Source organism: Enterovirga sp. CN4-39, assembly GCF_049446235.1.
Classification (GTDB): Bacteria; Pseudomonadota; Alphaproteobacteria; order Rhizobiales; family Beijerinckiaceae; genus Enterovirga.
This window is the reverse complement of sequence record NZ_JBMSEF010000001.1, coordinates 180322-203962: the sequence shown is the minus strand read 5'-3', so window position 1 is coordinate 203962 and position 23641 is coordinate 180322. Positions and strand designations below refer to the sequence as shown.

Here is a 23641-nt window from a genome sequence, read left to right as displayed (position 1 = left end):
AGGGCGCTGCGGGTTCGTGCTGCGGCTTTGGGCAGAAGCGCTCTCCAGCTTGAGGTCGGAGCAGCGGCGCGGCGCGTACGAGGCTTGCGCCAACCGCGCGGACGCGGCGCTCACGCCTCCGCAGACGCTGGGTCCCGTGCGGCGGTCCGACTCTGGACTCGCTGGTGAGGCCGCAAGCGCATTCGGGCCGCCCTCGACGCAGATCAGCCGGTGGCGGTTGACGTCGAGCACCGCGGGGTATCAACCCGGGCACCTGCCTCGTCTAGATCGCTCTTCGCTTTGCCCTCGAAGCTCGTCGCAGTGGCATCATCCCAAGCGCGCGCCGTGCGGCGGAGGGATTGTGGCGGCTGGCCGAAGATCCGGATGAAGGCGCGTCGCATCCTCTCGGGGTCGCCGAAGCCGGCCGCTTGCGCGATCAGTTCGATCGGATCGTTCGAGAACTGGATTCGCTCCCGTGCGACTTCCACGCGAAGCCTCTCGACAGCTTTCGAAGGCGTGGTGCCGAGTTCGGCGGAGAAGGCACGCGCGAAGTTCCGCGCGCTCATTCCGGCGCGCGCGGACAGCTCATCGACCGTAAGCGGTAGGTGAAGGTGCTCTCGCACCCAAGACAAGAGTGGGCTGAATCGACCGTTCGGCGACTTGAGTTCCAGCAACGACGAAAACTGGGACTGGCCGCCGCTTCGCCGATAGTAGATCACAAGCTGGCGTGCCGCTTCATAGGCGACGTCCTCGCCGTGGTCAGTTGCGATCATCGCCAGTGCCAGGTCGATGCCGGCGGAAACGCCGCCTGACGTCCAGACCGTGCCATCACGCGTGAAGATCTGGTCCGGCATCATCTTCACGTCAGGAAATTTCGCGCTGAAGTCCCGCGTGAGCGACCAATGGGTGGTGGCGCGACGCCCGTCGAGCAAGCCGGCCTCAGCCAGGATGTACGCGCCGTTGCAAACACTCGCGACGCGCGCGCCATGGCCCGCGACGGCGCGGACGAACGCGAGGGTCGCCGGACACTGCGACGCGTCCGGAACGCCGAGCCCTCCAGCCACGATCAGGGTGGAGAGCGCATCGGGAGGCGGCAGGCCGCTCGCCAGCATTTCGGCGCCGGACGAGGAGCGGACCGGCCCGGCCTGCAACGCGATGACACGCACGTCGGAGACGGTCGGCTTGCTGCGCCTTCCGATCTCGAAAACCGAGATGGGACCCGCCGCATCGAGAAGCTGGAATGCGGGGAAGATCAGCAGACCGATCACGGCATTGTCCGAAAACGAGGGAAATACGGCATATCAGCCAAGAGGACAGCATGTCAGCTTCCGTAGCAGTGATCTCGCTTGGAGTTTGACCGTGGCGACCCCGCTCGAAATCGGCCTGCTCGTCTTTCCTGACTTCACTCAGTTGGACCTGACCGGGCCGGTTCAGGTCTTTTCCAGCCTGCCGAACGCCAACGTCCACCTGCTCTGGAAGCGGATCGAGCCCGTCAAAAGCGACGGGCCGATCGTTCTCTCGCCGACCAAGGCTTTCGCCGATAGCCCGCAGCTCGACGTCATCTGCGTGCCCGGGGGCTACGGCACGGACGCGCTTATGGAGGATGGAGAGGTTCTGGCCTTCCTTCGGCAGCAATCGAGGGAGGCCGCCTATGTCACCTCCGTCTGCACCGGCTCGCTTGTGCTCGGCGCTGCCGGACTGCTGAAGGGCTATCGCGCGGCCACGCACTGGAGTGCGCGGGAGGCGCTACCCTACTTCGATGCGATCCTGTCGGAGGAGCGCGTCTGCGTCGATCGCAACCGGGTGACCGGCGGCGGGATCACGGCCGGAATCGATTTCGCGCTGACGCTCGTCTCGCTCCTGGTCGACAGGCCGACCGCCGAGGCGATCCAGCTTCGCATGGAATACAATCCGGCGCCGCCCTTCAACGCAGGTTCGCCGGACACGGCACCGAGACAGGTACTCGCGGCCATGCGGGAGAAGATGGCTCCCGGGCAGGCCCGCCGGCTCGAAGCCGTAAGGCGCATCGTGGCGCGGTGACCATCCACCGGCCGGCGCCATGGTGGCCGGCCGGTTCGTGACCGAACGCACGCCAGCAATCATCAGCAGAAGGGGTGATCGATGGTCCATCAGCGAGCACAAGCACCACTCACGCGGGCCGGATGCCGGCTAGTCCTCGGTCTCTGTTCGGCCCTCTTCCTTGTCTCGGCGGCCTGCGTCGGTCAGGCCGCCGAACTGTCCGGGGGGGTCGTTAAGGTGGGGATCGTCAATGATCAGGCCGGACCACTCTCCGACCTCGCCGGCCGGGGATCGATCGCGGCGGCCCGCCTGGCGATCGAGGATTTCCGGAAGGAGACGCCCAGCCTCAAGGTCGAGATCCTGACGGCCGATCATCAGAACAAGGCGGATGTCGGCGCCCAGATCGTGCGCCAGTGGCTCGACGCGGATGGCGTCGACGTGGTTGTGGACGTCGGCAACTCTGCGGTTGGGCTCGCCGTCCAGGCGATCGTCCGTGAGCGAAACAAGCTGGCCCTCTACGCGGCGGTCGCCACGACCGAGGTCAGCGGCAAGCAATGTGCGCGGACCGGCCTGACCTGGCTGCACGATTCCTACAACCTGGTGGCCGGCCCGATCCGCCGTCTCGTCGCCCAGGGCTCCGACACCTGGTTCTTCGTCGCTGCCGACTACGCCTTCGGCCGCAACATGATCTCGGAATCTCAGCGGGTCCTGGGTGCCGCGGGGGGAAAGTCGGTCGGAGCGGTGTTCCATCCTCTCGGCACCACCGACTACAGCTCCTTTCTGCTGCAGGCCCAGGCATCTGGCGCAAAGGTCGTGGCCTTCGCCAATGCCGGAGCGCAACTCGTCAGCACGATGAAGCAATGGCACGAATTCGGGATGGCCGGTTCGGCGCAGATCCCGGTCGCGCAGCTGATGTTCATCACGGACGTGCACAGCATGGGTCCGGACATCGCCAAGGGCATTACGACGCTTACGGCGTGGTACTGGGACCTGAATGATGAGACGAGGAACTTCGCGAAGCGGTTCCACGCGCTTCACGGCGCGATGCCGACCGCACCTCAGGCTTCCGTCTATTCCTCGATCCTCCACTACCTCCGGGCTGTGGCGAGCACGGGAACGGACGCAACCGACCCCGTGCTCGAGGCGATGCGGTCGACGCCGGTGAACGACTTCTACGCCCGCGGGGCGCGGCTGAGAGAGGACGGCAAGCTGATCCACGACTTCTACTTGGTGCGGGTCAGGACCGCCGCGGAGGTGAAGAGCCCCTGGGCCTATTACGACGTCATCGAGCGCGTGCCGGCGGCCGAAGCCTTTCTGCCCTTGAGCGAGAGCGAGTGCCCCCTGGTCGCCCAGGTGTCGGCGAAGAAGTAGCGGCTCCCAGAACGAGGTGACGATATGACCGACAAGCCGATCGAGATCGGGATCCTGTTCTTTCCCGGCATGACCCAGCTCGACGTGACGGCACCGTTCGAGGTGTTCGCGCGGCTCCCGAATGCCCGGGTCCACCTCCTCTGGAAGCGCATCGAGCCGATCGTCAGCGATGTCGGCCTCTCGGTCATGCCGACCTGCACGCTCGACGACTGCCCGGAGTTGGACGTGTTCTGTGTCGGCGGCGGGCCGGGACAGGTCGCCCTGATGGACGACGGGGAGGTCATGGATTTCGTGGCTCGGGCCGGCGGCTCGGCTCGTTACGTGACCTCCGTCTGCGCGGGCTCGCTGATCCTGGCGGGAGCCGGCCTGCTGAACGGCTACCGAGCCGCCTGCCATTGGCTGTCGCGGGATCAGCTTGCCGTCCTGGGCGCGATCCCGGAAGACGCTCGCGTGGTGGTGGACCGGAACAGGATCTCTGGTGGCGGCGTGACGGCGGGTCTCGATTTCGCATTCCAGGTCGCGGCGGAGCTGTCCGGGGAAGACGTCGCGCGCCGGCTTCAGCTCCTTCTCGAATACGATCCGCAGCCTCCCTTCCCGATCACTGTCAGGAACGCGCCGCCGGAGCTGATCGCGACGATCCGAAAGGCGGCCGCGCCGATGCTCGACGAGCGCCTGCGCGCCAGCGAGCGTTCGGCGGCACGGCTCCGGGGCAAGGCGGGGGACATCGGAGCCCGCCTGACGCCTTGATTATGTTCTCGGCGATACGCCGGGTAAGGCCGGGATCGAACCGCGGCGCCTTGCGGGAGACAGCCAGAGCGTGAGCGTTTGATGCACGAACTCGTTTTGAGCGGTGGCCGCGTCATCGACCCGGAAACCGGCCACGACGGAGTGGCGGATATCGCGGTCAGCCAAGGCCGCATCGCGGCGATCGGGGGCCATCTCGGCCCGGCCGAGCGAACGATTTCCGTCGACGGCCTCGTGGTGGCACCCGGCTTCATTGACCTGCACGCCCACGGCCAGTGCATCGCCGCAGACAGGATGCAGGCCTTCGACGGGGTCACGACGTCGCTCGAGCTGGAGCTCGGCGTCTGGCCGGTCGCGCGCTGGTACGACGAGCAGGTCGATGCCGGCCGGGTGCTGAACTACGGCGCCTCGACCGGCTGGGTCTTCGCCCGCATTGCGGCGATGACGTCGCAGCAGACCGAGTCCAGCATCGCCGGGATGGGTCGCGCCATGCAGGACAGGCGCTGGGCCGACGAGGTGGCGAGCCCGGCCGAGACTGCGGACATCGTCGCGCGCGCGCGGGCGGGCCTGGACCAAGGCGGCCTCGGGATCGGCTTCCCGAATGCGTACGCGCCCGGAGCCGGCCTCAAGGAGATATCGGAGCTCTGTAGCCTTGCGGCGTCGACCGACGCGCCGACCTTCACGCATATCGCCTACATGTCGAACGTGGACCCGCTGAGTTCGGTCGAGGCCTATACCCGGCTGATCGGCCTCGCCGGCTCCACCGGCGCCCACATGCATATCTGCCATTTCAACTCGACGAGCCTTCAGGATGTCGAGCGGGCGGCGGAGCTCGTGCGCAATGCACAGGCGCAGGGCCTGAAAGTGACGGTCGAGGCTTATCCCTACGGCACCGGCTCGACGGTGGTCGGCGCCGTGTTCTTCTCGGACCCGGCCTTTCCCGAGCGGACCGGGACCCGCTACGACGCCGTCGAGTCCCTGGCATCCGGCCACCGCTTCGCCGATCGGGAAGAGCTTCTCGCGGCGCAGGACGAGGATCCGGGCGCGCTCGTGCTCTGGCATTTCCTCGATACTGCCGCGAACGCGCGGCACCGCGATCTCCTGGACATCTCCGTGCTGTTTCCAGGCGGGGCGATCGCGTCCGATGCCGTCCCGTGGCTCCTTCCTGACGGCTCGACGTACGAGGGCGATGCCTGGCCGCTGCCGGAGGACGCAGTCTCGCACCCGCGATCGAGCGGGACTTTCACACGCTTCCTGCGCGAGTGGGTGCGGGAGCGGCAGGCCATCTCGCTGGTCGAAGGGCTGCGCAAGTGCTCGCTCATCCCAGCGCAGCTCCTGGAAGCGAGCACGCCGGGCATGCTCCGGAAGGGGCGGTTGCAGGTCGGGTGCGATGCCGACATCGTCTGCTTCGACTTCGATCGCCTGACGGACAGGGCTGACTTCCGCAATCCGAACCGGGCCTCGGAAGGCGTCCGCCACCTGCTGGTGGGCGGCGCGTCGGTCATTTCGGAGGGCGCGCTGGTGCGGGACGCACGGCCGGGCAGGCCCGTCCGGCGGCCTTCGGCCGCGTGACCATCCCGGTCGTCCTGGTCGCGGGCTTCCTCGGAGCCGGCAAGACGACGCTGGTCAACCAGCTCCTGCAGGAACCCGGCGGCCGACGGATCGCCGCCGTCGTCAACGATTTCGGCGCGGTCGACGTCGACGCCGCCCTGCTGGGGTTGTCGGCGGATGGCGTGGTGAGCCTCCGCAACGGCTGCATCTGCTGCAGCCTGCAGGGCGACCTGATACGCACCCTCTCGACCCTGATGCGCCGGGATCCCGCGCCGGACACGATCGTCATCGAGACGAGCGGTGCATCGGACCCGGCGGAAATCGTCCGCTCCCTTATCGATCCGGCAATCTATGCGGAAACGCCGCTCGACACGGTGGTGACGGTCGTCGATGCTCGGCACCTCGCGGACCGGCCGGATCTCTTCGACGACAATCTCTGGCGGTCGCAGGTCACGGCTGCGGATTTCTGCCTGCTCGGCAAGACCGATCTTGTGGACGCTTCCGAGCTCGAGGGCGTCCGTGCGGCTCTCGCGCGCCAAAAGGCCCCGAGCCTCACCTTCGATGCGGCAGGTGGACCCCGGGCATGGGGGTACCTGCTGTTATCCGGCCGGGACCATGCGCCCGTCCCGCCGGCACGAGGTTCCCGGCTGTCTGCGGCTGAGGAAGGCTTCGAAACGGTGAGTTGGACGGCGGGCAAGCCCGTTTCGCTCCAGCGCTTCCAGGTGGCTATCGGCAGGCTTGCGCCGCGCCTGCTGCGGGCCAAGGGCTTCGTGACCTTCGACCATCAGCCGGATCGCCCGATGCTGTTCCAGCTCGTCGGCTCGCGCGCCACCATCGCACCGACCGAGGTTTCGCCGCAGCCGGGCCGCGCGGCCAGCCTCGTGCTGATCGCCGAAGCCGGGCGTCTCGACCTCCAGGAAGCGACCATGCTGCTCGACGCGGCGGCCGTTGCTGGGCACCACGTCAGGGCCGGAAGCGGCCCGGGCTGAACGGCTCGGCCGGAACGAACGGGCGCTCTCCGGACATCGCCTCCGCCAGGAGGCGACCGGACGCGGGTCCGAGCGTAAAGCCCTGATGTCCGTGGCCGAAATGGAGCCACAGCCCGCGGTGCCGCGGCGCCTCTCCGATGACCGGGAGCATGTCGGGCATGCAGGGACGCGTGCCGGACCAGGGCGCATTATCAACGGGTGACCCGAGATCCACGAGGTTCCCGGCAGCGGCTTCGGCCCGTGCGAGTTGGACCGGACTGACGCTAGGGCCAGCAGCCGACAACTCGGCGCCCGTCGTGATACGCAGGCCCTTAGCCATGGGTGCCATCACGTAGCCGTTTGCCGCGTCCAGGATTGGCAGGCTTGGCGCCTGGGCACTCCGCCAATGCCGGTGGTAGCCACGCTTGCGCACCATCGGAATCCGATAGCCGAACCGGCGAAGGAGCCCCGTTGACCAAGGCCCGAGCGCCACGATCGCAGCTTCCGCGTCCAACGGCCCGTCCGCCGTCTCAACACTCCAGCCAGCCCCGCCCTGCTTCAGCGTGCCGGCGTCGCCGCGCCGGACGGTGCCGCCGCGGCGGCGGAACAGCTGGGTGTACGCAGCCACGAGTCCACCCGGGTCGCTCACCGACCAGGAATCGAGCCAGTGGATGGCACCTGCGCCGGTCTGCTTGAGCGTCGGCTCCGCTGCCGCGAGCTCGGCCGGCGACAGTGCGAGCGACCGGACACCGAAGCGCGTCCGGAGTCGCTCCGCATTGGCCGCGGCCTCGTCCATGGCCGCCTGCGTGCAAAGCAGGACGCGGAAGCCGCCCTGGCGCACCAAACGGTCTGCGCCCGACGCAGCGACGAGAACCTCATGCTCGGTCACGGCCCGGGCGATCAAGCCGGCATAGGCCTGCGACACGGTCTCATGCCGAGCTGGAGACGAATGCCACCAGTAGCGAAGCAGCGCACCGAGGTTGTCACGCAGGCCGCCCAGATCCCAATGGACGTCGTTGCTGCGTCGTGCCGCGATGGAGAACAGCCTCGGCCAGTCGCGCGGCATGGCGTAGGGCTCGACTGCCTCGCTCTGGATGATCCCGGCATTGCCGTAGCTCGTCTCGCGGCCCGGCTCGCCCTTGTCGACGAGGGCCACGGACCAGCCGCGACCCTGGAGATGAAGCGCCGCGCCGATACCGGCCATCCCGCCGCCGAGAACGATCGCACTGCGCAAAGCCGAGCCCTCAGTTGTGCCAGCCCTGGCCCGCCCCGCTGAGGCTCGCCTCCTCGAATGCGTCGCCGAGCGTCGGGTGCGCGTGGATCATGTCCGCAATGCCCTCGGGCCGCGAGCCCATCTCCAGCGCGAGCCCGAAGGCGGCGGACCGCTCGGACACGCCGACCCTGACTGCCTGCATGCCGAGCACCAGGTGGTTGTCAGCCCGCGCGTCGACGCGCACGACGCCCTCGTCCGATCCGAGTGTCATCGCGCGACGGCAGGCTCCGGAACGAACAGGGGCAGCCGTTCACTCGGCGTCATCGTGGTCTCCGTCCGCCTCGGGCGAAACTCGGGTGACGGGCGCGAAGCTCCATCCGGGCCATATTACGCCGCCGTGGAGCCGTGCCCAGCCTGAGACGTCGCTTCCCAGGTAACCGCCCGCCGCACGGCGGGGTGCCGGGAGCTGCGCATCCACGGACGCCGGGATCCCAAGCGCGATCCTCGCGGCCTTCACCTCGTCCGATCACGTCGTGAGCGCGACGGCCCTCAGCTCGTAGCGCGAGCGCTGCGTGTCGCCCAGGAGCCGCACGATGCCGTCATACGGGCCGTTTAAATCCGCCTCGATCACGACCTCTCGCAGGTTTTCGTCCGACATCGGGTCCCTCGGCGCGTTTCAGCGAAGCGCCATCTTATCTGCCCGGGACGGCGATTTCTTTCTGATCCGAACATGGAATTGCGCAGCGTCAGAACAGAATGTCCGAGAATGCGTGAACCACGGAACAGGCCATCTGCACGTCGCGCGTACCCCGTTAAGCTGAAGACCATCTCGCCGTTCCTAAGCCGAGCTTTGAGCTCGACATATTCCTCGGTTGCAAGCTGCCTTGCCTCTCCGAGATCCTTCGTCCGGAGCGACTTCCGAAAGTACCGCTGCTGCTCCCGAACCCAACACGACATCTGCCACACCTTCCCGCTATAGATGGTGCGAAAGAGCCGAATGTTGCCCTCAAGGAGGTCGTGAGACTCCGTCACATATGCCCCGCGAGTAGTCTCGTCGCAAGCGGTCTCGGATTTATGCATCTGGATAACGAGGGGAGTTTGTCAGGTATGAACCCGTGTAGGCTCTAAACCCTTGTCTCCCAACGTGTTTTGTCAAAGTTTGTCACTCGACCTAGATCGTGCAAGCTACTGATCCGTCAAGGCTTTCTAGCGGAAAATACTGTCGAGGATTATTCCCACTCAATAATTCAACAGCGCTAACACACTGGTGAAAATGATGGTTTTTGGAGTTTGCGGAATCTGAGCAGCCTTGGTCTCAAAGGGTGAAAAGGACACCGTGGCCTTGGCCGGTGCCCTCCCGGACGTAACGCCTTATCGGCTCCGTCGGATCGAGCTCAATCTCGGAACGGTGTACCCTGCTGTTCGAGGTAATCCGCCCAGCCGGGCACGGTAGGATCATGGGGGCGGAACTTGTAGTACTCGATCAGGGGCCTCCAACGCTCGAGGAGCTCGCCGAGGGCATCGACTGCGTCTGGTGCGCCGTCCCGCTTCGGTACGAAGTCTATGCGCAGATCCGTTCGGGCATAGGGCTCGGTCTCGTAGACGATCAAGCAAGCTGAACGATGCCCCCCTGCATCGCCACCTTGGTCTCGACCAGCCTTCACACACGCTAGCAAACGATCCTCGAAAAGCATCCCGGCCGTCTCTTGCCAAGCTTCGTTCATGGCCGGGACCACACGATCGGTCTTCAGCATGTTCCCCATCACGACGTAGTTGTCGCCATGGACGGCATCGCTAAAGGGCTTGCAGGCTGATCCGGTGTACACTGCCGAACGGCCATTCCGGTCAACGATGCCGATCTGCCGATGAGCAAAGTGAGGATCGCTCTCGCCAAGCTCCTTGATCACCTTTTGCGGTGAGTAGCCGAGCGCGAGGAGTCCGACACCGAGAGGCCCAAGGCCCGGGTCGGTGAAAGCTTGGGTGCAAACGGCTCCCACATTGGCGCGGATGAACGGACATCGCCCGCCGACTGAAAGGGGGTTTGTGCTTTGCGCAATCCCCAGCAATCCACGGTCCGGGTCACGCGCCACTACTGACAACGTCATCTCTCGCTCTCCATCGACCGACCAGGATCAGACCGCGTAGGGGTTCTGGGGCAGGCCCTTCTCCTGAAGCACGGAACGGAACCGCGGCACCGATGTCGGGTCGAGCGTACGTTGGACGTAATACGGGATCAGCGGCTTGAACCAATCGTAGATGCGCCGAAGCTCGCCCGTCGGCTCAAGCGCGGCGTCGACTCGAAGGTTGACGGTGGGAAACTCGTAACGATCGTAGACCACGATCGCCGCGGAGGTCTGGCCGTCGGGCTGACCACCCGCGTCACGGCCTGCCTCGAGAGCTCTCATGAGGCGATCTTCCAGGTCTGCGCCATCCAGAGACGCGAACGTCTCTGACATCGACCGTACCACCTGCTCGCCGACCAGCACGTTCCCGGTTGCGACGTGATCGGACCCGACCACCTCGCCCGCCCAGGGATAGGCCTTCTCGCCCGTGTAAACGGCTGCAACGCCGGTGAGATCGAGGATAGCGATCTGGCGGTAGGCGAAGAACGGATCTCCCGCCTCGAGAGACTTCAGTATGCCCTGTGGTGTATGGCCGAGTTCCATGAGGCGCTTGGCGATTTGAAGCTGGCGATAGTCCCCGTGCGCCTGGACAGTCAGTACGCCACGTCCGCGCACGACATCAGTGCATCGCCAACCGACGGCAGGCGTGCTCGTCGACTGGGCAAAGCCGGTCTTGCCGGTCTTTGGGCAGAAGCCCAGGATGGAGAAGGTCATGACATACCTCGCTGATTGGAGTGGGCGGATCACTAATCCCGCATGGTTGGATCGAGGGCGTCCCGAAGAGCATCACCAATGATGTTCAGGGACAGGACGAGCAGGAGGATCGCGCCGCAGGGGATCAGAGACACGTGTGGCGCCGTGAGCAAGAGCGACCGTCCCTGGCTGACCATGACCCCAAGTTCCGCCACCGGGGGAGCAATCCCGAGACCGAGGAAGCTTAGCGAGGCACCGAGAAGGATGACCTGCCCGAACCGGAGCGTCCCGTAGACGACGAGAGCAGGCAAGCAGTTGGGAAGGATGTGTCGGGCCAGGATCGCGATGTTCCCCAGCCCGATCATCCGGGCTCCAGTCACGTAGTCGAGGCTGACGATCGACAATGCGCTGCTGCGCGCGATCCGGGCGGCCGGCCCGATTGTCGAGACAGCCAGTGCGATCACGATTCCCGTGAGCCCCGGACCCGTCGCACCGGCAATGGCTAGACCGAGCAGAATGGCGGGGAACGAGAGGATCACGTCGACGCAGCGCATCAGGAAGTTGTCGACCTGTCGGAAGTAAGCGGCGGCAAAGCCGATGAGGCTTCCGACCGTCATGCCGATAGCGAGGCCGAAAAGCCCGGTCGCGAGGGTGAGGCGCATCCCGAAGAGGATGCGGCTGAGAATGTCCCGTCCTTGCTCATCCGTGCCCAGCAAAAACTGGCCCGAGGGCGGGCGGGCTCGGAACCGCAGGCTGGTCTGCATCGGACTATACGGCGCGAGAACGTCGGCGAACACCGCGCCAGCGACTGCGGCACCAAGCACGACCAAGGCCACCGCAAGGAACGGGTCGCGGAGGAGGAGAGATGCCTTCCGGCGGGCCAGGCCCGCTCGACCCAGAACGGTGGCCAGCATCAAACCCGCCCCGAACGTGGGTCCAGGAGGGCCGTCACGACGTCCACGGCAATGTTGATAAGGACGAACGACAGCGCGAGGAAAAGGATGGTACCTTGAGCCATTGGTGTGTCACGGCTGGTTATCGCGCTCACGGCCAGTCGCCCCAAACCTGGCCAGGCAAAGATGGTTTCGGTGATGACGACACCCCCCAGCAGGTAGCCGGCCTGGAGGCCTATCAGGTTCACTGTGGGGACGAGCGCGTTACGCAGGACGTGCCGGATCGTCACGCGCCGCTGCGACAAACCCTTGGCGCGCGCTGTCCGAACGAAATCCTGACCGGCAATCTCCAGCATGGAGGTTCTCGTCATCCGCGCAACCGGTCCAACGAGCACCAATGCAAGTGTCAGCGCGGGTAGGATGATGTGGCGCGCAGCCTCCCAGTTCGTCGGTGGGCCGACGCGCCCCTGAACAGGCAACGCGTTCAGCTGGACGCCGACGATGTTGATCAGCATGAGACCGGTCATGAACACCGGCGTCGATATCCCCAGAACTGCTCCGGACACGATCAGGCGGTCGAGAACCCGGCCGCGGAACACGGCAGCGATGCAGCCGAGCGCTATTCCAGGTGGTATCGCGAGAAGAAGGGAGCCGACGAGCAACTCGAAGGTCGGCGGCAGAGCGCGTCCGACCTCTTCCAAAACGTCGGCTCCATTCAAGAGAGATCGGCCGAAATCGCCCTGCAAGATGCGAACAAGATAGCGGACGAACTGCTCTGCGATGGGGCGATCCACCCCGAGCTCCGCGCGGATGCGGGCGAGCACCTCCGGTGTCGCTCCCTCTCCGGCGAGGATCGCTGCCGGATCGCTGGGGACGAGAACCATCAATCCGAAACCGAGCAGCATCACACCCAGCAGCACAGGTACGGAGATCGTCAATCGGTAAACGAGCTGTCGGCCGAGCATGTCGCGATCCAGCGCTCGCGTCAGCGCGCGGGGGCGAAGTCGAGCCCCTTGTAAAGCCCGTTGCCCGCAAGGCCGTGGGGTTTCAGACCCGTGACACGAGTCTTGTTCGACACGACGAGCATGCGCTCGTGTGTCAACGGCACCCAGAAGGAGCCGTCCGCGACCAGCTCCTGAGCTCTATCGAAATACTCCGTCCTCTTCGCGGGATCGAGTTCACGCCGGCCTGCGGTGATGAGCGTCGCGACTTCCACCCCTTGCTCCTTGGCGAAGAAGAACGGCGATACGGGTTCGGTCGGAAGAAAATACTTCTGGAGAACCTCGCCGACAGTCGAGTATGAGCCGAAGTATCCAAACAGGTCGAAATCGTCCTTGCTCAGCATCCGCGCGACCGCGACAGGCGTGTCGGCCAACTCAAGCTTGAGGTCGACGCCAATTTCGGCCAACATTCCCTGAACGGCCTCCAGCCGCTCGCGCCAGGTATTATAGCCGACAAGAACCGGGGCCAACTTTACGCCGTTCTTCGCACGGATGCCGTCGGAGCCCGGCCGCCAGCCAGCGTCATCAAGGATCTTCCGAGCGGCAGCCTGATCGAACCGCGGAAGGCGCGCCTCAAGGGCCTTGTTGTAGCCGTTGAATCTCGGCGACACGGCAGAACGAGCGGGATCAGCCTCTCCCGCATACAGGGCCTCCACAATGGCTTCCCGGTCGATCGCCAGGTTCATCGCCTTGCGGACAGCAGGCTCCATCATCGGCCGGTGGAGCTTCGTTCCAAGGAAGGCGATCCATCCGAAGGCGCGCGGCTGCGAGACTTCGAAGCGCGAGTCTTTCCTGATCTCAGCGATGGAAGACCATGGAACGTAGTACGACGCGTCCGACTGACCGGTGAGCAACGCGGCAACTCGGGAATTGTCCTCCGGCATAATCTTGAACACGACACCCGCAACCCTTGCAGGTCCCTTTGTGTCATATGGCCCCGCTCCCCAGGTATAATGGGGGTTGCGGGTCATGGCGATCTCATCGCGCGGCCGCCAGTGTTTCCAACAATACGGACCGGTGCCGTTCATCGTCTGGACCGCAAAGGCGTCCCCGAGACGCTTTGCTTCGGCTGCGTCGATGATGCCGGCATAGGGCGAGGCGAGCTGGATCAGGAAGTCAGCGTAGGGCTCCCGGAGCTTGAACTCGACGATGCTATGATCCTTGGCCGTGACGCTAGACAACGGCCCGAGCAGGACAGTGTTCGTAGACTTCGTCGCCGGGTCGAGCCAGCGGAGGAAAGTCGCCGACACGTCGTCGGCCGTCAGCGTTCGCCCATCGCAGAAGCGCAGACCCTGCTTGAGAGCGAAGCTATACGTCAGCCCGTCCGGCGAAACGGTCCACTTCTCCGCGAGACCAGGTCGGATCGTCGCCAGATCGTCCTCGACCGTCACGAGCGTATCCAGCATGAACGGAAGGATCTCTCCAACGGACCGCGAGATGATCTTGTGAGGGTCGAAGCTCCTCGCGTCGGTGTTCTTCTGCAGGTAGACCGTCTTTTCCTGAGCGATTACGGGAAGGCTCGTCAGAGCACCGAGAAGCAGCGCAACGGCCCCGATTGTCCGTTGCCACTGCGACACCAGAGAGGTTCGGGCGCGGCACTGATCAGATGCCAAACGCAAATTGCGGCTACGTTGAACGGACACTCGCTACCTCATACGTAAACCGGAGCGCGCAAAGCCCAGAGCACCCTTGTCTGCTCCTGACCTGCGTTCTCGAACCGATGCGGAATGGTGCTCTTGAACCGGAACGAATCGCCGGCTGCGAGGATCAGGGTTTCGGTTCGCACGAACAGCCGCATCGAACCGGTTAGCACCGTGCCCGCCTCTTCACCTGGATGAACGTAGAACTCTTCTCCCGATGAGGCTCCGGCCTCCATCGTGACAAGGAGCAATTCGATGCCGTCCGGGTCGTCAGGCGTGAGGAGCTCCTTCCTGATGCCTTCCGCGAACTGGATGATACGCCGTCCAGCGGCCCGTACGATGATGTTCCCGAGTTCTTGGCACTTGTTTTCATCGACCACGCCGAAGAAAAAAGATGGACCGACACCAAGGCAGTCGCTGATCAAGCGAAGATGCCTCACGGTTGGAGACGAGATACCCCGCTCGATCTGACTCAGCAGCCCAATCGATAGGCCCGTCTCGGCACTGAGCTTCTGCAATGGCAGTCCTTGCGCCTGCCGCAGCAGCCGCATGCGCAAGCCGACTTCATCGAAATCTTGGCTGAGAGGAGCTGGTGAAGCTGGATTCACAGTAGGCCCGTCCGACAAGCCCAACATCCATTCACGATCCTGAAAGTGTCAATGCCATTTTGCACGCGGCATGCACAATTTCACGGCAGCTCAGCTTCATGCCTTAATCCGGCATTGTCGGACGTGAACCTTATCGTCGATCTTCGGTGCGAGGCCGAGAGATGGTTCGTCGAGGAGGAGCACTGCCGGCTTGGACATGAGCGCCCGCGCGATCGCGAGCATCTGCTGTTCCCCGCCGGACAGCGTCCGGGCTTGCCCGTCCCAGGTCCAGATCGTGAACGAGACCTTTAACCTGACCGCCCCGGAGCTCGGCCGTTCGAGCCGCATCCTCGCCGCGTTCGAGGTAGAGGAAGCCGGCGAGCGTCGGTACAAAGGTGATCCCCTCGACCCAGAGCCGGTTTGGAGCGTCGGCCGTTAAGTTGCGGTCGACCAGGTCCGGAGCCGGCCGAGCCTCTCGATCACGACGGGCCGCGCAGCCGGCCCCGTACGTGCCCCGCGAGACGGCGTGGGCTGTCCGGATGCGCCTCAGCAGCAGCGCGTCGGCACGGGATCGAGACGAGGGCTCGCGCTCCAGCCAAGCGTGATAGCCGGCTCGCGAGACGTCGAGCACGCGCGCCATGGCGGCGATCGGGAAGACGGCCGGGTGCGCGCTCGTGAACTGGAAGATCCGGACGGGTTCATGCCGGTCTCCCGCGCGAACCGGCTGCCGCCTTTGCCAGGATGTCGCGCTCCTGGCGCATCTGGCGGTTCTCACGCCGGAGCCGGCTCAGATCCTCCCGCTCGGCCGAAGGCAGATCCTCGTCTCGACGCACGCCGCCATCACGGTCGGCCTGACGTACCCAGTTCCAGATCGCCTGGGCGGTCGGCTCGAATTCCCCCGAAAGCTCCTCGGGCGTGCGACCCGACCGACCAGATCGACCAGCTGCCTACGAAACTCCGCCGGATAAGGTTGCCGATGTCTCGGCATGTGAACACCTCCTGCTCAAAGGAAAAGGTGTCCACGAAAACGGGGCAACTCCAGACTCAGAACAGCAAACTGATATACTAGGGCGGCGGATACATCCAATCCTCGTACACAGACCAATTCCGAGCCGAAATCGGGCAACCGCATCTTTTCCGGTTTGCGGCGGCGATGACCGCCGTCTACATCGAGCAGCAATGCGCAAAAAGCCGACGTCCCGGCGCTGCGCTACCTCGTAATCACCGACCTGAGGGCCGTTCCGCCATACGGTCACTCAAGCTCGCGAGCCTAGATGGCGAGGCACTTGTCCCGTGCAGCTCGGTGGGCTCCTGCCTTGCCGGCGAGGTCTGCCGACGTATTCGGACTGCGCCAAAGAGGGGGCGGGCCCGTGGTTGTGGAGGTCGAACACAGTGGCCGAACACCAGCCGGTGAGCTACGGCACCCGGTGTTCAAGAGGTGGCACGCGGGATAGCTGGGAAGCCGTTTGCGACGGGTCGCGCTGAGACTCGGAAGCACTCGCTGGCGAAGCACAAAGCCGCATTTCAACCGCGGAACGCCAAGGCCATGTACCATTGATCTAAGAGCCGCCGCACGGGCACCTCGATAATCTGGTCCAACAGGCGAACCCCTTCGCTCACTGCGGCTTGGTCTCGCGCATCGCCTCGTAGTTCGATTGGCTCCATGTAGCGGGAGATCAAGTGAGCGCCCTCAATCCGCTCACTGTGAAACGGAAGGACGGTCGCCCCGGTTGTGAGTGCAAGGCGGACTGCCTTGCCGAGGTTCCCGTCCGTCCGCAACGGCCGACCCAAAGAAGGACCCCAAACCCTTCCACTTGCGCTCTCGTCTGCCGCTACCATGAAGATGCCGCCAGGCTCCCTGAGCTTGGCCAGCCCGTGTCGCCATACAGTTCTGGATTTGACTAGAAGATCCGCCGGGACCTTGCTTCGCACCCGCTCGGCGATGACTGCACGCGCGCCGCTTGCTGGTGGGGCGACTATCACCGCAACACGCCCTGGCGCTCTGAAGCCGAACTGCATTTCTGCGAGTTCCCAGTTCCCGAGGTGTGGAAACAGAGCGATGATCGGTCTGCCTGAACTCAGCGCCGCTGTAAGGTGCTCCTCTCCATCAATCGCCACGCGGCCCGCCTTGAGCATCCGGTGACTCACGGCAAACTCGGCGAACGTCCGGCCGACGTTGGCCCAGAGTCTCTCGACCGTCGCATCGGCTTGGTTCGGCTCCAGTCGCTTCAGAAGTTCCGTCGCCCTCTGGTGGCTAACAGGGTTGGCCACCTTTCCCAGGCGTGGCGCTAACCGCGCGCCCAGAGATGAACAAACGTCGGTAGGAAGGCCGCGCATCGCGAGATGGAGCGACCAATCACGGAGATCGGGCAGGAGGGTTTTCACACAGTGGGCGGTAGCTCGTATCTCGGCCCGCGCGCATATGGCAGAAGCGCGCGGCTCGCCGCCGTTGCCATGCCCTGCTCGTCGGGCTTGGCTGAGGCGCGGCTTGGATCCATCGACTTCAGGCTCTCAGCGATCGTCGTCTGTTCGTCGTGCTCGAATTGCGCGAACTCCTGCACCTTAGCGTTTGATGCCTTTTGCAGCGCGATGTTACTGGTCTGGAGCGCCACCGGCGCGCAAGAGGTACAGACCGGCGCGGACCCGGCATGCGCGACCAGCCTGGGCAACCCATAGGCGGAACAGTTACCTTCGAGAACCAGCATTCGGACGATCGGCGGCAACCCTGGGCGCATTTCAGACGATAGTGGCCTCGACGACTTCATCGGTGCTAACAGGCAGGCTATTATAGAGAACCAACTCGCTTACTCTGTCAGCTCCCCCCGATCCCTTATCGCGGCAGCGACATGGAGAAGGGTGGATGCATCAAACACTCGCTTGTTCCGCAAGGAGCGCAGCTGTGGGGTGCTTGGACTAGGAGGAACGGAAAGCTCTCACGTCCGTGGATGACATGTCTGAGCACGCTGGACATTACACGGGACCTACCCGGGGCTAACAGGCAGGCTTATATAGAAGAATCAAATCTCTCATTCTGTTAGCCCGCGTCTAAACGGAGTGGACCTAAAAAGGGCGGGAGCCTTTTTCCCGGTACACTGGACCAGTCGCCGAAAAAATCTGCGTCAGCGCGTCCATTGCCCCAATCCAGAATGAGCGCGGTCGGTCGGCGTCCTCGGCTGGGACCTAATCCGGTGCCTGGATCGATCATCGGAAATATGTTGTTGTTCAGGGCCGCTGGGTGGCCTTTCGCCTGCTGGACCCTGTTCCGATGTCTTCGGGTAGTCGGGTCAGCTAATCGATGGTGAGGCCCCCTGCCCTGCGTCTTAGGTGATGCTCAGTTTCGCCCGAGATCGCCCTCGGTGCTCGCGCAGCGCAGCGCCAGCAGGTTCTTCACGGTCTGGGGAGCGAATGGGCGCCCGTTGCGGGATCGGTGCCCTGCCTCGTTCAATCGCGCGGCGATCCTGGACAGCGACTGATTAGGCCCGAGCGCATTAATCACCGGTAGCATCCTCGCCGCGAACTCCTCAGCGGCTACCCGATTCTGTTGAGCCAGAGCGATCCCGTTCGAGCCCAACCGGACACCCCTCTCCCCTTTGCCTGCTTCAGGGCTAGCCGGGTTCGCTCGGAGATGAGCCGCCGTTCCTCCTGCGCCAGCGCGGCGAAGATGTGGAGTTGGAACTCCGTTGCGTTGGGCAGCTCTGCAATCGTGAGACGCACGCCTGACTCCATCATTCCCGCGATGAAGCTCACGCGTCTGGAGAACCGGTCCAGACGAGCGATGAGGATCGAGGCCCCCTTCCCTTTCGCAAGACTAACAGCTTTGGCGAGTTCGGTCCGGTTGTCCTTCCTTCCCGACTGGATCTCGACGAACTCAGCCAGCAACCGATCCGATCCGGAGAGGAAGCTCTGGATGCTGGCGCGCTGCGCCTCCAAGCCCAGCCCCGAGTGGCCCTGAGCGGCTGTGGACACGCGATAATAGGCTACGTAGCTGGTCAGGGGCACCTCGCTTCAAACGTAAACGACCGTCTACGTTTGAAGATCGGACCAAATGCAGAGCGACTCCAGCACATTTTTCCTGATGGCACCGCCGATCGGCGTCGGCTTCTATCTTGCCTGCAAGATCGGGGATGTGTCTCCCGACGAAGCCATCGGGGCAATCTGGCCGTACCTCGTCGCGCTACTCATCGGGCTCGTGATCATCGCGTCTGTGCCTTGGATCTCAATCGGCCTTCTGTGATGGACGGTCACATAACCGCTCACGCTACTGTCCTTGTCACTGCGAAGTGTCCGAGGCCTAGTTCGCCGTGATCGAGTAGTGCTGCAACCCTCGACCACTGCCAAGAGGCGCTCGATGAACGCAGGACAAGGTGAGTTTCGATGATGTAGACGTCGCTTGCGAGCAGATTGTCGTTGGATCTGGCGGAGCCCATCCGTTCACGGCGGGTGTTACAGGGCTAGTGACGAGCAGCTGACCGTGTCTGAGCGACGGCTGAGCGACGTGCTTACAAGCGAGCACCGGAGAGAGCCGGCGGGAAGTCCGCTTCTCCGGTGATTTTGCGCGTAAGCTGCCGTTCCGCCCTCGGCCAAAAGCTTCTCCCTCTGCACTGTCGTGATGTCTCCTTTTCCGCCGGCGAGTGCCGGTGAAGGAGACGGACGATGGGTCATTCCGAGTACGATCCGAGCTTCAAGGAGCGCCGGGCATGGAACGCAGGGCGAAAGCTCGGTGCGAAACGAGCGCTGAAACCGCAGCAGGTTTGGGCTGTGCGGTTTTGGTTGGATCGCGAAGGTCGGGTACGCGACCGTGCCATGTTCGACCTAGCGATCGACAGCAAGCTGCGGGGCTGCGACGTCGTGAAGGTCCGGATTGGTGACCTCGTAAGCGGCGGCCGGGTCCGCTCTCGCGCGATCGTCATTCAGCGCAAGACGGGCCGACCTGTCCAGTTCGAGCTGCTCGAACCGGCGCGCGCGAGCATCCTGGCTTGGCTTGATTGCCGAGGTGGAGCGCTCGACGACTTCGCCTTCCCGAGCCGGACCAACAACGCGGCTCACATCAGCACGCGGCAGTACGCCCGTCTCGTTGACGAGTGGGTCAGCGGCATCGGGCTGCGCCGAGAGGACTACGGCACCCACTCGCTCCGACGAACGAAGGCGTCGATCATCTACAAGCAGACCGGCAACCTGCGTGCCGTGCAGATCCTGCTCGGGCACACAAAGATCGAGAGCACGGTGCGCTACCTCGGCGTCGACGTGGAGGACGCGCTCATGCTCGCCGAAGGCACCGAGGTCTGACGACGGTGGCTCCTCGGGCGCAAGCTACCGGGGAGCCTTCAAAGTCGCCGCACTGCGCCCACACCGGTCTTTCCACACCGGCGGGGCTATGGTCCAAAGCGGACATAAGTTCGGGCAGACAAACACGTCTGCAATCGCTCGGGAGATTATCGCTTAGCGTGATGGCTCCAACTTAGACGGTGTAGCCAAGCCGCCCTCGCAACTGCCCTGCAAGGCGATTCCCAGCAGTCGAAAGGGCGAAGATCATCGCGATGTAGATCGCGGCCGTGGCGGTGAGCACCTCGAGCGGCTCGTAGTAGCGGTTTACAATGCGCTGGCTCTGGAACATCAGGTCCGGCACCGTGATGACGCTAACCAGCGTCGACGACTTGATAATTACGGTCACCTGGTTGATTAGCGCCGGCACGGTGGCGAGCAGCGTCTGCGGCAGGACGATCCGGGCGAGCGTCTGCAAGCGGGACATGCCGAGCGAGGTCGCGGCCTCCGAATGGCCGCGCGGGATGCCCTCGATTCCGGCCCGGAAGGTCTCGGCGAGATAGCCCGCCGATTGCAGCGCCAGCGCCACCCAGCCAGCCGTGAAGAAGCTGGTCGGCCAGCCGAACACCTCCGGCCAGACATAGTTCACCCAGACGAGTTGCACGAAGATCGGCGTTCCCCGAAAGAACTCGATCAGGGCGATCGCGACCGGCCGGAGCAGCGGCACGTAGAGGCGTACGAGGCAGAGCACGAGCCCGCCGATCACGGCCGCCGCGAACGCGAAGCCGCAGACTTGCAGCGTGACCAGCAGGCCGTCGAGCAGGACGTGGCGCTGGTTCCAGACCAGCCGCTCCCAGTTTCCCATCCGGTCAGGCCATGATGGTCCGGCGCCACCTCTCCGCGCCGAAGCGGGCGAGCGTGGACACCACGAAGATCACGGTGAAGTAGGTCAGCGCGGCGCCGGTATAGAGCGGGAGCGGTTGCATCTCCTGCTGGGTCACCATGGTGACCCGGTACATCATGTCGGGCACCGCGATGAGCGACACGATTGTGGTCGCCTTGAAGAGCGACACGAAGTTGTTCATCGCCTCCGGCAGCATGCGGCGGACGACCTGCGGCAGCAAGATGCGGCGCAGGATCTGGAACTCGGACATCCCGACCGACCGGCCCGCCTCGATGTTGCCGATCGGGATCGTCTGGAACCCGGCCCTGAAGGTCTCGGCCAGATAGCCGCTATACACGAGACCGAGCGCGATCACGGCGGAGAGGAACGGGTCGAACTCTACGCGCCGGCCGATGAGTGTCCCGATCAGGATCGGCATTACGAGATGCACCCAGATCAGCATCACGTAATCGGGCGCGTTGCGGAAGATCTCCACATAGAGCGTTCCGGCCGCCCGGAGCGGGCCGTGCCGGCTCGTCCGCAGTAGCGACGCCGCGAGGCCGATCGTGAGGGCCGCGGCCGCCGCGCAGGCGAATACGCCCGCGTTGAAGAGCAGCCCGCCGAGAAGGATCTGGCGGTACTCCCAGAACAGCCCGAGATCGAGCGCCTGACGCAGCGCCTCGCTCAAGCGGCGTCTCGCGCGAGGTGCTTGGCGAGGAACTGCCGGCAGCGCTCGGATGCGGGTCGCGAGAACACCTGGGAGGGCGGCCCCTCCTCCTCGATCACGCCCTGGTGGAGAAACAGCACCCGGTCGGAGACGTCGCGGGCGAATTCCATCTCGTGCGTCACGACGATCATGGTCGTGCCGGCGGCGGCGAGCTCACGCATCACGCCGAGCACCTCCTCCTTCAGCTCCGGATCGAGCGAGGAGGTCGGCTCGTCGAACAGCATCACCTTCGGCCGCATCGCGAGCGCGCGCGCGATCGCCACGCGCTGCTGCTGCCCGCCGGACAGGCGCGCCGGATAGGCGTCCTGCTTGTCGAGCATGCGCACGCGGGCGAGCTCGCCGCGAGCGATCTCGACCGCCTCCTTCCGCGACATCCCTCGCACCCGGATCGGCGCCTCGACGACGTTGCCGAGCACCGTCATGTGCGGCCACAGGTTGAATTGCTGGAAGACCACGCCGAGGTCGCGCCGCATCCGGTTGACCTGGCTCAGGGGACGCTGGCGCACCCGGCCGTTCGCGTCGGTCGTCGAGCCAAGAGGCTCGCCATCGATGAAGATCTCGCCTGAAGACGGAACTTCGAGATGGTTGATGCAACGCAGAAGTGTACTCTTCCCCGACCCGCTCGCACCGATCATGCTCACGACATTGGCGCGATTTACATCGAACGATACTCCCTTGAGCACGTCGATATCGCCAAAGCGCTTGTGAACGCCGCTCACCCGTATAGTAGGGACGAGACCAGTACCACGTGCCATGCCGAGATTTTGTCTCCAGATACGTGTCGACGCGGCGCGCCGGGCGTGACTATGATGCGCCCCAGGATGGCAGGCAACCCGCGATCGATGCAGAATCCTCCGGCCGAAACAGGAATGTCGATCGACGAGATCGACACGCCGGCATTGATCGTCGATCTCGGCGCCTTCGATCGAAACATCGCCAAGATGGCGGGCTACGTCGCGTCGGCCGGCATCGGGCTCCGGGCCCATGCGAAGACGCACAAGAGCTCCGCCGTGGCGCGGCGCCAGATGGCCGCCGGCGCGGTCGGGCAATGCGTGCAGAAGGTCGGCGAGGCGGAGGTGCTGGCGGCGGCCGGCATCCCGGACATCCTCGTGTCGAACCAGGTCGTCGATCCGCGCAAGCTCGACCGGCTCGCGGCCCTCGCCCGGGGCGCCACCATCGGCATCTGCTTCGACGATTTGGATCAGGTTTCGCTCGCCTCGGCGGCCGCGACGAAGGCAGGGGTCACGCTGAACGGCTTCGTCGAGATCGAGGTCGGCATGGCGCGCTGCGGCGTCGCCCCGGGCCGGCCGGCCGCCGAGCTCGCCCGGCGCATCGCGGATGCGCCCGGGCTGCGCTTCGAGGGGCTGCAGGCCTATCACGGACGCGCCCAGCATCTGCCGACCGCTGCCGAGCGCGAGGCCGCGATCCACGGCGCGATCGGCGCCGTCCGCGACACACAGGAGGCGCTCGGCACCCTTGGGCTGGAAGCCAGGACCGTGAGCGGCGCCGGGACGGGCACGTTCCGGGTCGAGGCGGAGAGCGGCGTCTACACGGAGCTGCAGGCCGGCTCCTACGCGTTCATGGATCTCGACTATGCGGCCATCGCGGGCGCGGACGGCCGTCCTTATGACGAGTTCGAGCACAGCCTGTTCGTGCTCTCGGGCGTCATCAGCGTCTCGGGCCGCGACTGGTTCGTCGTCGATGCGGGCCTGAAGTCGTATAGTGGCGAGAAGGGTCCGCCGCGCGTGCATCGCGCCGACGGATGGACCTTCCTCGGGATGTCGGACGAGCACGGCAAGATCGGCTTGTCCGCCGGCTCTGCGCGGCCGAAGCTCGGCGACAAGGTGGCGCTGATCCCCGGCCATTGCGATCCGACGATCAACCTGCACGACTGGTATGTCGGCGTCCGGAACGGACGTGTCGAGGAGATCTGGCCCATCGATGCGCGAGGCGCCAGCCGCTGAGCGGGCTTTCGGGCAATCACAAA

General features: G+C 64.8%; 22 protein-coding genes and 3 pseudogenes. 8 read left to right on the top strand and 17 right to left on the bottom strand.

Going from position 1 to position 23641, the window contains the following annotated elements; translation table 11 throughout:
* Positions 1-203 precede the first annotated feature (203 nt).
* Positions 204-1247: a GlxA family transcriptional regulator gene (locus ACO2SS_RS01035; RefSeq protein ID WP_423275703.1), complete on the bottom strand. Its 1044-nt coding sequence runs from the start codon at positions 1245-1247 to the stop codon at positions 204-206.
* Between the two features lie 91 nt (positions 1248-1338).
* On the opposite strand from ACO2SS_RS01035, the gene ACO2SS_RS01030 reads away from it, so the two are divergent.
* The 5 genes from ACO2SS_RS01030 (at position 1339) to ACO2SS_RS01010 (ending at position 6653) form a co-directional block, all read left to right on the top strand.
* Positions 1339-2019, top strand: a complete 681-nt coding sequence (locus ACO2SS_RS01030; RefSeq protein ID WP_423275702.1) for a DJ-1/PfpI family protein — start codon at positions 1339-1341, stop codon at positions 2017-2019.
* Positions 2020-2235: 216 nt separating this feature from the next.
* On the top strand, positions 2236-3369 hold the full coding sequence (locus ACO2SS_RS01025) for an ABC transporter substrate-binding protein (protein ID WP_423275701.1): 1134 nt from the start codon (positions 2236-2238) through the stop codon (positions 3367-3369).
* Positions 3370-3393: 24 nt separating this feature from the next.
* Positions 3394-4116 (top strand): DJ-1/PfpI family protein, encoded by a 723-nt coding sequence (locus tag ACO2SS_RS01020; RefSeq protein WP_423275700.1) that lies wholly within the window; start codon positions 3394-3396, stop codon positions 4114-4116.
* Between the two features lie 81 nt (positions 4117-4197).
* Positions 4198-5685 carry an amidohydrolase family protein gene (locus tag ACO2SS_RS01015; RefSeq protein WP_423275699.1) on the top strand — a complete coding sequence of 496 codons (1488 nt, stop codon included), beginning with the start codon at positions 4198-4200 and terminating at the stop codon, positions 5683-5685.
* The gene (locus ACO2SS_RS01010; RefSeq protein WP_423275698.1) at positions 5682-6653 is read left to right on the top strand and encodes a CobW family GTP-binding protein; all 972 of its coding nucleotides are present in this window, start codon (positions 5682-5684) and stop codon (positions 6651-6653) included. Before ACO2SS_RS01015 ends, ACO2SS_RS01010 begins: the two co-directional genes overlap by 4 nt.
* Here ACO2SS_RS01010 and ACO2SS_RS01005 read toward each other — a convergent pair.
* From ACO2SS_RS01005 to ACO2SS_RS00945, 13 genes and pseudogenes are all read right to left on the bottom strand, one after another.
* Complete coding sequence (locus ACO2SS_RS01005; RefSeq protein WP_423275697.1) at positions 6628-7866, bottom strand: NAD(P)/FAD-dependent oxidoreductase; 1239 nt, start codon at positions 7864-7866, stop codon at positions 6628-6630. The genes ACO2SS_RS01010 and ACO2SS_RS01005 overlap by 26 nt on opposite strands.
* A 10-nt stretch (positions 7867-7876) precedes the next feature.
* Positions 7877-8122 (bottom strand): annotated as a pseudogene (locus tag ACO2SS_RS01000) (dihydrolipoyl dehydrogenase); the annotation flags it as partial.
* Positions 8123-8371: 249 nt separating this feature from the next.
* The gene (locus ACO2SS_RS00995; protein ID WP_423275696.1) at positions 8372-8503 is read right to left on the bottom strand and encodes a hypothetical protein; all 132 of its coding nucleotides are present in this window, start codon (positions 8501-8503) and stop codon (positions 8372-8374) included.
* Between the two features lie 736 nt (positions 8504-9239).
* Positions 9240-9950 carry a DUF1028 domain-containing protein gene (locus tag ACO2SS_RS00990; protein WP_423275695.1) on the bottom strand — a complete coding sequence of 237 codons (711 nt, stop codon included), beginning with the start codon at positions 9948-9950 and terminating at the stop codon, positions 9240-9242.
* A 27-nt stretch (positions 9951-9977) separates the two neighbouring features.
* The gene (locus ACO2SS_RS00985; RefSeq protein WP_423275694.1) at positions 9978-10682 is read right to left on the bottom strand and encodes a DUF1028 domain-containing protein; all 705 of its coding nucleotides are present in this window, start codon (positions 10680-10682) and stop codon (positions 9978-9980) included.
* 32 nt (positions 10683-10714) lie between these two features.
* Complete coding sequence (locus ACO2SS_RS00980; RefSeq protein WP_423275693.1) at positions 10715-11575, bottom strand: ABC transporter permease; 861 nt, start codon at positions 11573-11575, stop codon at positions 10715-10717.
* Complete coding sequence (locus ACO2SS_RS00975) at positions 11575-12519, bottom strand: ABC transporter permease (RefSeq protein ID WP_423275692.1); 945 nt, start codon at positions 12517-12519, stop codon at positions 11575-11577. The genes ACO2SS_RS00980 and ACO2SS_RS00975 overlap by 1 nt, the downstream gene beginning before the upstream one ends.
* 20 nt (positions 12520-12539) lie before the next feature.
* On the bottom strand, positions 12540-14198 hold the full coding sequence (locus ACO2SS_RS00970) for an ABC transporter substrate-binding protein (RefSeq protein ID WP_423275691.1): 1659 nt from the start codon (positions 14196-14198) through the stop codon (positions 12540-12542).
* 8 nt (positions 14199-14206) lie between these two features.
* On the bottom strand, positions 14207-14830 hold the full coding sequence (locus ACO2SS_RS00965; RefSeq protein WP_423275690.1) for a helix-turn-helix domain-containing protein: 624 nt from the start codon (positions 14828-14830) through the stop codon (positions 14207-14209).
* A 111-nt stretch (positions 14831-14941) separates the two neighbouring features.
* Positions 14942-15055 (bottom strand): annotated as a pseudogene (locus tag ACO2SS_RS00960) (ATP-binding cassette domain-containing protein); the annotation flags it as partial.
* A gap of 1251 nt (positions 15056-16306) precedes the next feature.
* Positions 16307-17119, bottom strand: a complete 813-nt coding sequence (locus ACO2SS_RS00955) for a lysophospholipid acyltransferase family protein (RefSeq protein ID WP_423276207.1) — start codon at positions 17117-17119, stop codon at positions 16307-16309.
* A gap of 44 nt (positions 17120-17163) precedes the next feature.
* Positions 17164-17487 (bottom strand): hypothetical protein, encoded by a 324-nt coding sequence (locus ACO2SS_RS00950; protein WP_423275689.1) that lies wholly within the window; start codon positions 17485-17487, stop codon positions 17164-17166.
* A gap of 823 nt (positions 17488-18310) precedes the next feature.
* A complete protein-coding gene (locus ACO2SS_RS00945; RefSeq protein ID WP_423275688.1) occupies positions 18311-18781 on the bottom strand; it encodes a recombinase family protein in 471 nt (156 codons plus the stop codon).
* A 73-nt stretch (positions 18782-18854) separates the two neighbouring features.
* On the opposite strand from ACO2SS_RS00945, the pseudogene ACO2SS_RS00940 reads away from it, so the two are divergent.
* Together ACO2SS_RS00940 and ACO2SS_RS00935 are read left to right on the top strand one after the other, a co-directional pair.
* A pseudogene (locus ACO2SS_RS00940) lies at positions 18855-19016 on the top strand (TRAP transporter large permease subunit); the annotation flags it as partial.
* Positions 19017-19435: 419 nt separating this feature from the next.
* On the top strand, positions 19436-20068 hold the full coding sequence (locus tag ACO2SS_RS00935) for a tyrosine-type recombinase/integrase (protein WP_423275687.1): 633 nt from the start codon (positions 19436-19438) through the stop codon (positions 20066-20068).
* 172 nt (positions 20069-20240) lie between these two features.
* On the opposite strand, the gene ACO2SS_RS00930 is transcribed toward ACO2SS_RS00935, so the two are convergent.
* From ACO2SS_RS00930 to ACO2SS_RS00920, 3 genes are read right to left on the bottom strand one after another with little or no spacing between them, the layout of a single operon-like run.
* Positions 20241-20909: an amino acid ABC transporter permease gene (locus ACO2SS_RS00930; RefSeq protein ID WP_423275686.1), complete on the bottom strand. Its 669-nt coding sequence runs from the start codon at positions 20907-20909 to the stop codon at positions 20241-20243.
* Positions 20910-20913: 4 nt separating this feature from the next.
* On the bottom strand, positions 20914-21615 hold the full coding sequence (locus ACO2SS_RS00925) for an amino acid ABC transporter permease (RefSeq protein ID WP_423275685.1): 702 nt from the start codon (positions 21613-21615) through the stop codon (positions 20914-20916).
* Positions 21612-22409, bottom strand: coding sequence for an amino acid ABC transporter ATP-binding protein (locus tag ACO2SS_RS00920; RefSeq protein ID WP_423275684.1), 798 nt, complete (start codon positions 22407-22409; stop codon positions 21612-21614). Before ACO2SS_RS00920 ends, ACO2SS_RS00925 begins: the two co-directional genes overlap by 4 nt.
* 114 nt (positions 22410-22523) lie before the next feature.
* On the opposite strand from ACO2SS_RS00920, the gene ACO2SS_RS00915 reads away from it, so the two are divergent.
* Complete coding sequence (locus tag ACO2SS_RS00915; protein ID WP_423275683.1) at positions 22524-23618, top strand: DSD1 family PLP-dependent enzyme; 1095 nt, start codon at positions 22524-22526, stop codon at positions 23616-23618.
* Positions 23619-23641: the final 23 nt, after the last annotated feature.

Coding starts and splice junctions, on each gene's coding strand:
- ACO2SS_RS01020 (WP_423275700.1), top strand. CDS start 3,394: ATGACCGACAAGCCGATCGAGATCGGGATCCTGTTCTTTCCCGGCATG.
- ACO2SS_RS01015 (WP_423275699.1), top strand. CDS start 4,198: ATGCACGAACTCGTTTTGAGCGGTGGCCGCGTCATCGACCCGGAAACC.
- ACO2SS_RS00995 (WP_423275696.1), bottom strand. CDS start 8,503: ATGTCGGACGAAAACCTGCGAGAGGTCGTGATCGAGGCGGATTTAAAC.
- ACO2SS_RS00990 (WP_423275695.1), bottom strand. CDS start 9,950: ATGACGTTGTCAGTAGTGGCGCGTGACCCGGACCGTGGATTGCTGGGG.
- ACO2SS_RS00985 (WP_423275694.1), bottom strand. CDS start 10,682: ATGACCTTCTCCATCCTGGGCTTCTGCCCAAAGACCGGCAAGACCGGC.
- ACO2SS_RS00980 (WP_423275693.1), bottom strand. CDS start 11,575: ATGCTGGCCACCGTTCTGGGTCGAGCGGGCCTGGCCCGCCGGAAGGCA.
- ACO2SS_RS00975 (WP_423275692.1), bottom strand. CDS start 12,519: ATGCTCGGCCGACAGCTCGTTTACCGATTGACGATCTCCGTACCTGTG.
- ACO2SS_RS00965 (WP_423275690.1), bottom strand. CDS start 14,830: ATGTTGGGCTTGTCGGACGGGCCTACTGTGAATCCAGCTTCACCAGCT.
- ACO2SS_RS00955 (WP_423276207.1), bottom strand. CDS start 17,119: ATGCGCGGCCTTCCTACCGACGTTTGTTCATCTCTGGGCGCGCGGTTA.
- ACO2SS_RS00950 (WP_423275689.1), bottom strand. CDS start 17,487: ATGCTGGTTCTCGAAGGTAACTGTTCCGCCTATGGGTTGCCCAGGCTG.
- ACO2SS_RS00935 (WP_423275687.1), top strand. CDS start 19,436: ATGGGTCATTCCGAGTACGATCCGAGCTTCAAGGAGCGCCGGGCATGG.
- ACO2SS_RS00930 (WP_423275686.1), bottom strand. CDS start 20,909: ATGGGAAACTGGGAGCGGCTGGTCTGGAACCAGCGCCACGTCCTGCTC.
- ACO2SS_RS00920 (WP_423275684.1), bottom strand. CDS start 22,409: ATGGCACGTGGTACTGGTCTCGTCCCTACTATACGGGTGAGCGGCGTT.
- ACO2SS_RS00915 (WP_423275683.1), top strand. CDS start 22,524: ATGTCGATCGACGAGATCGACACGCCGGCATTGATCGTCGATCTCGGC.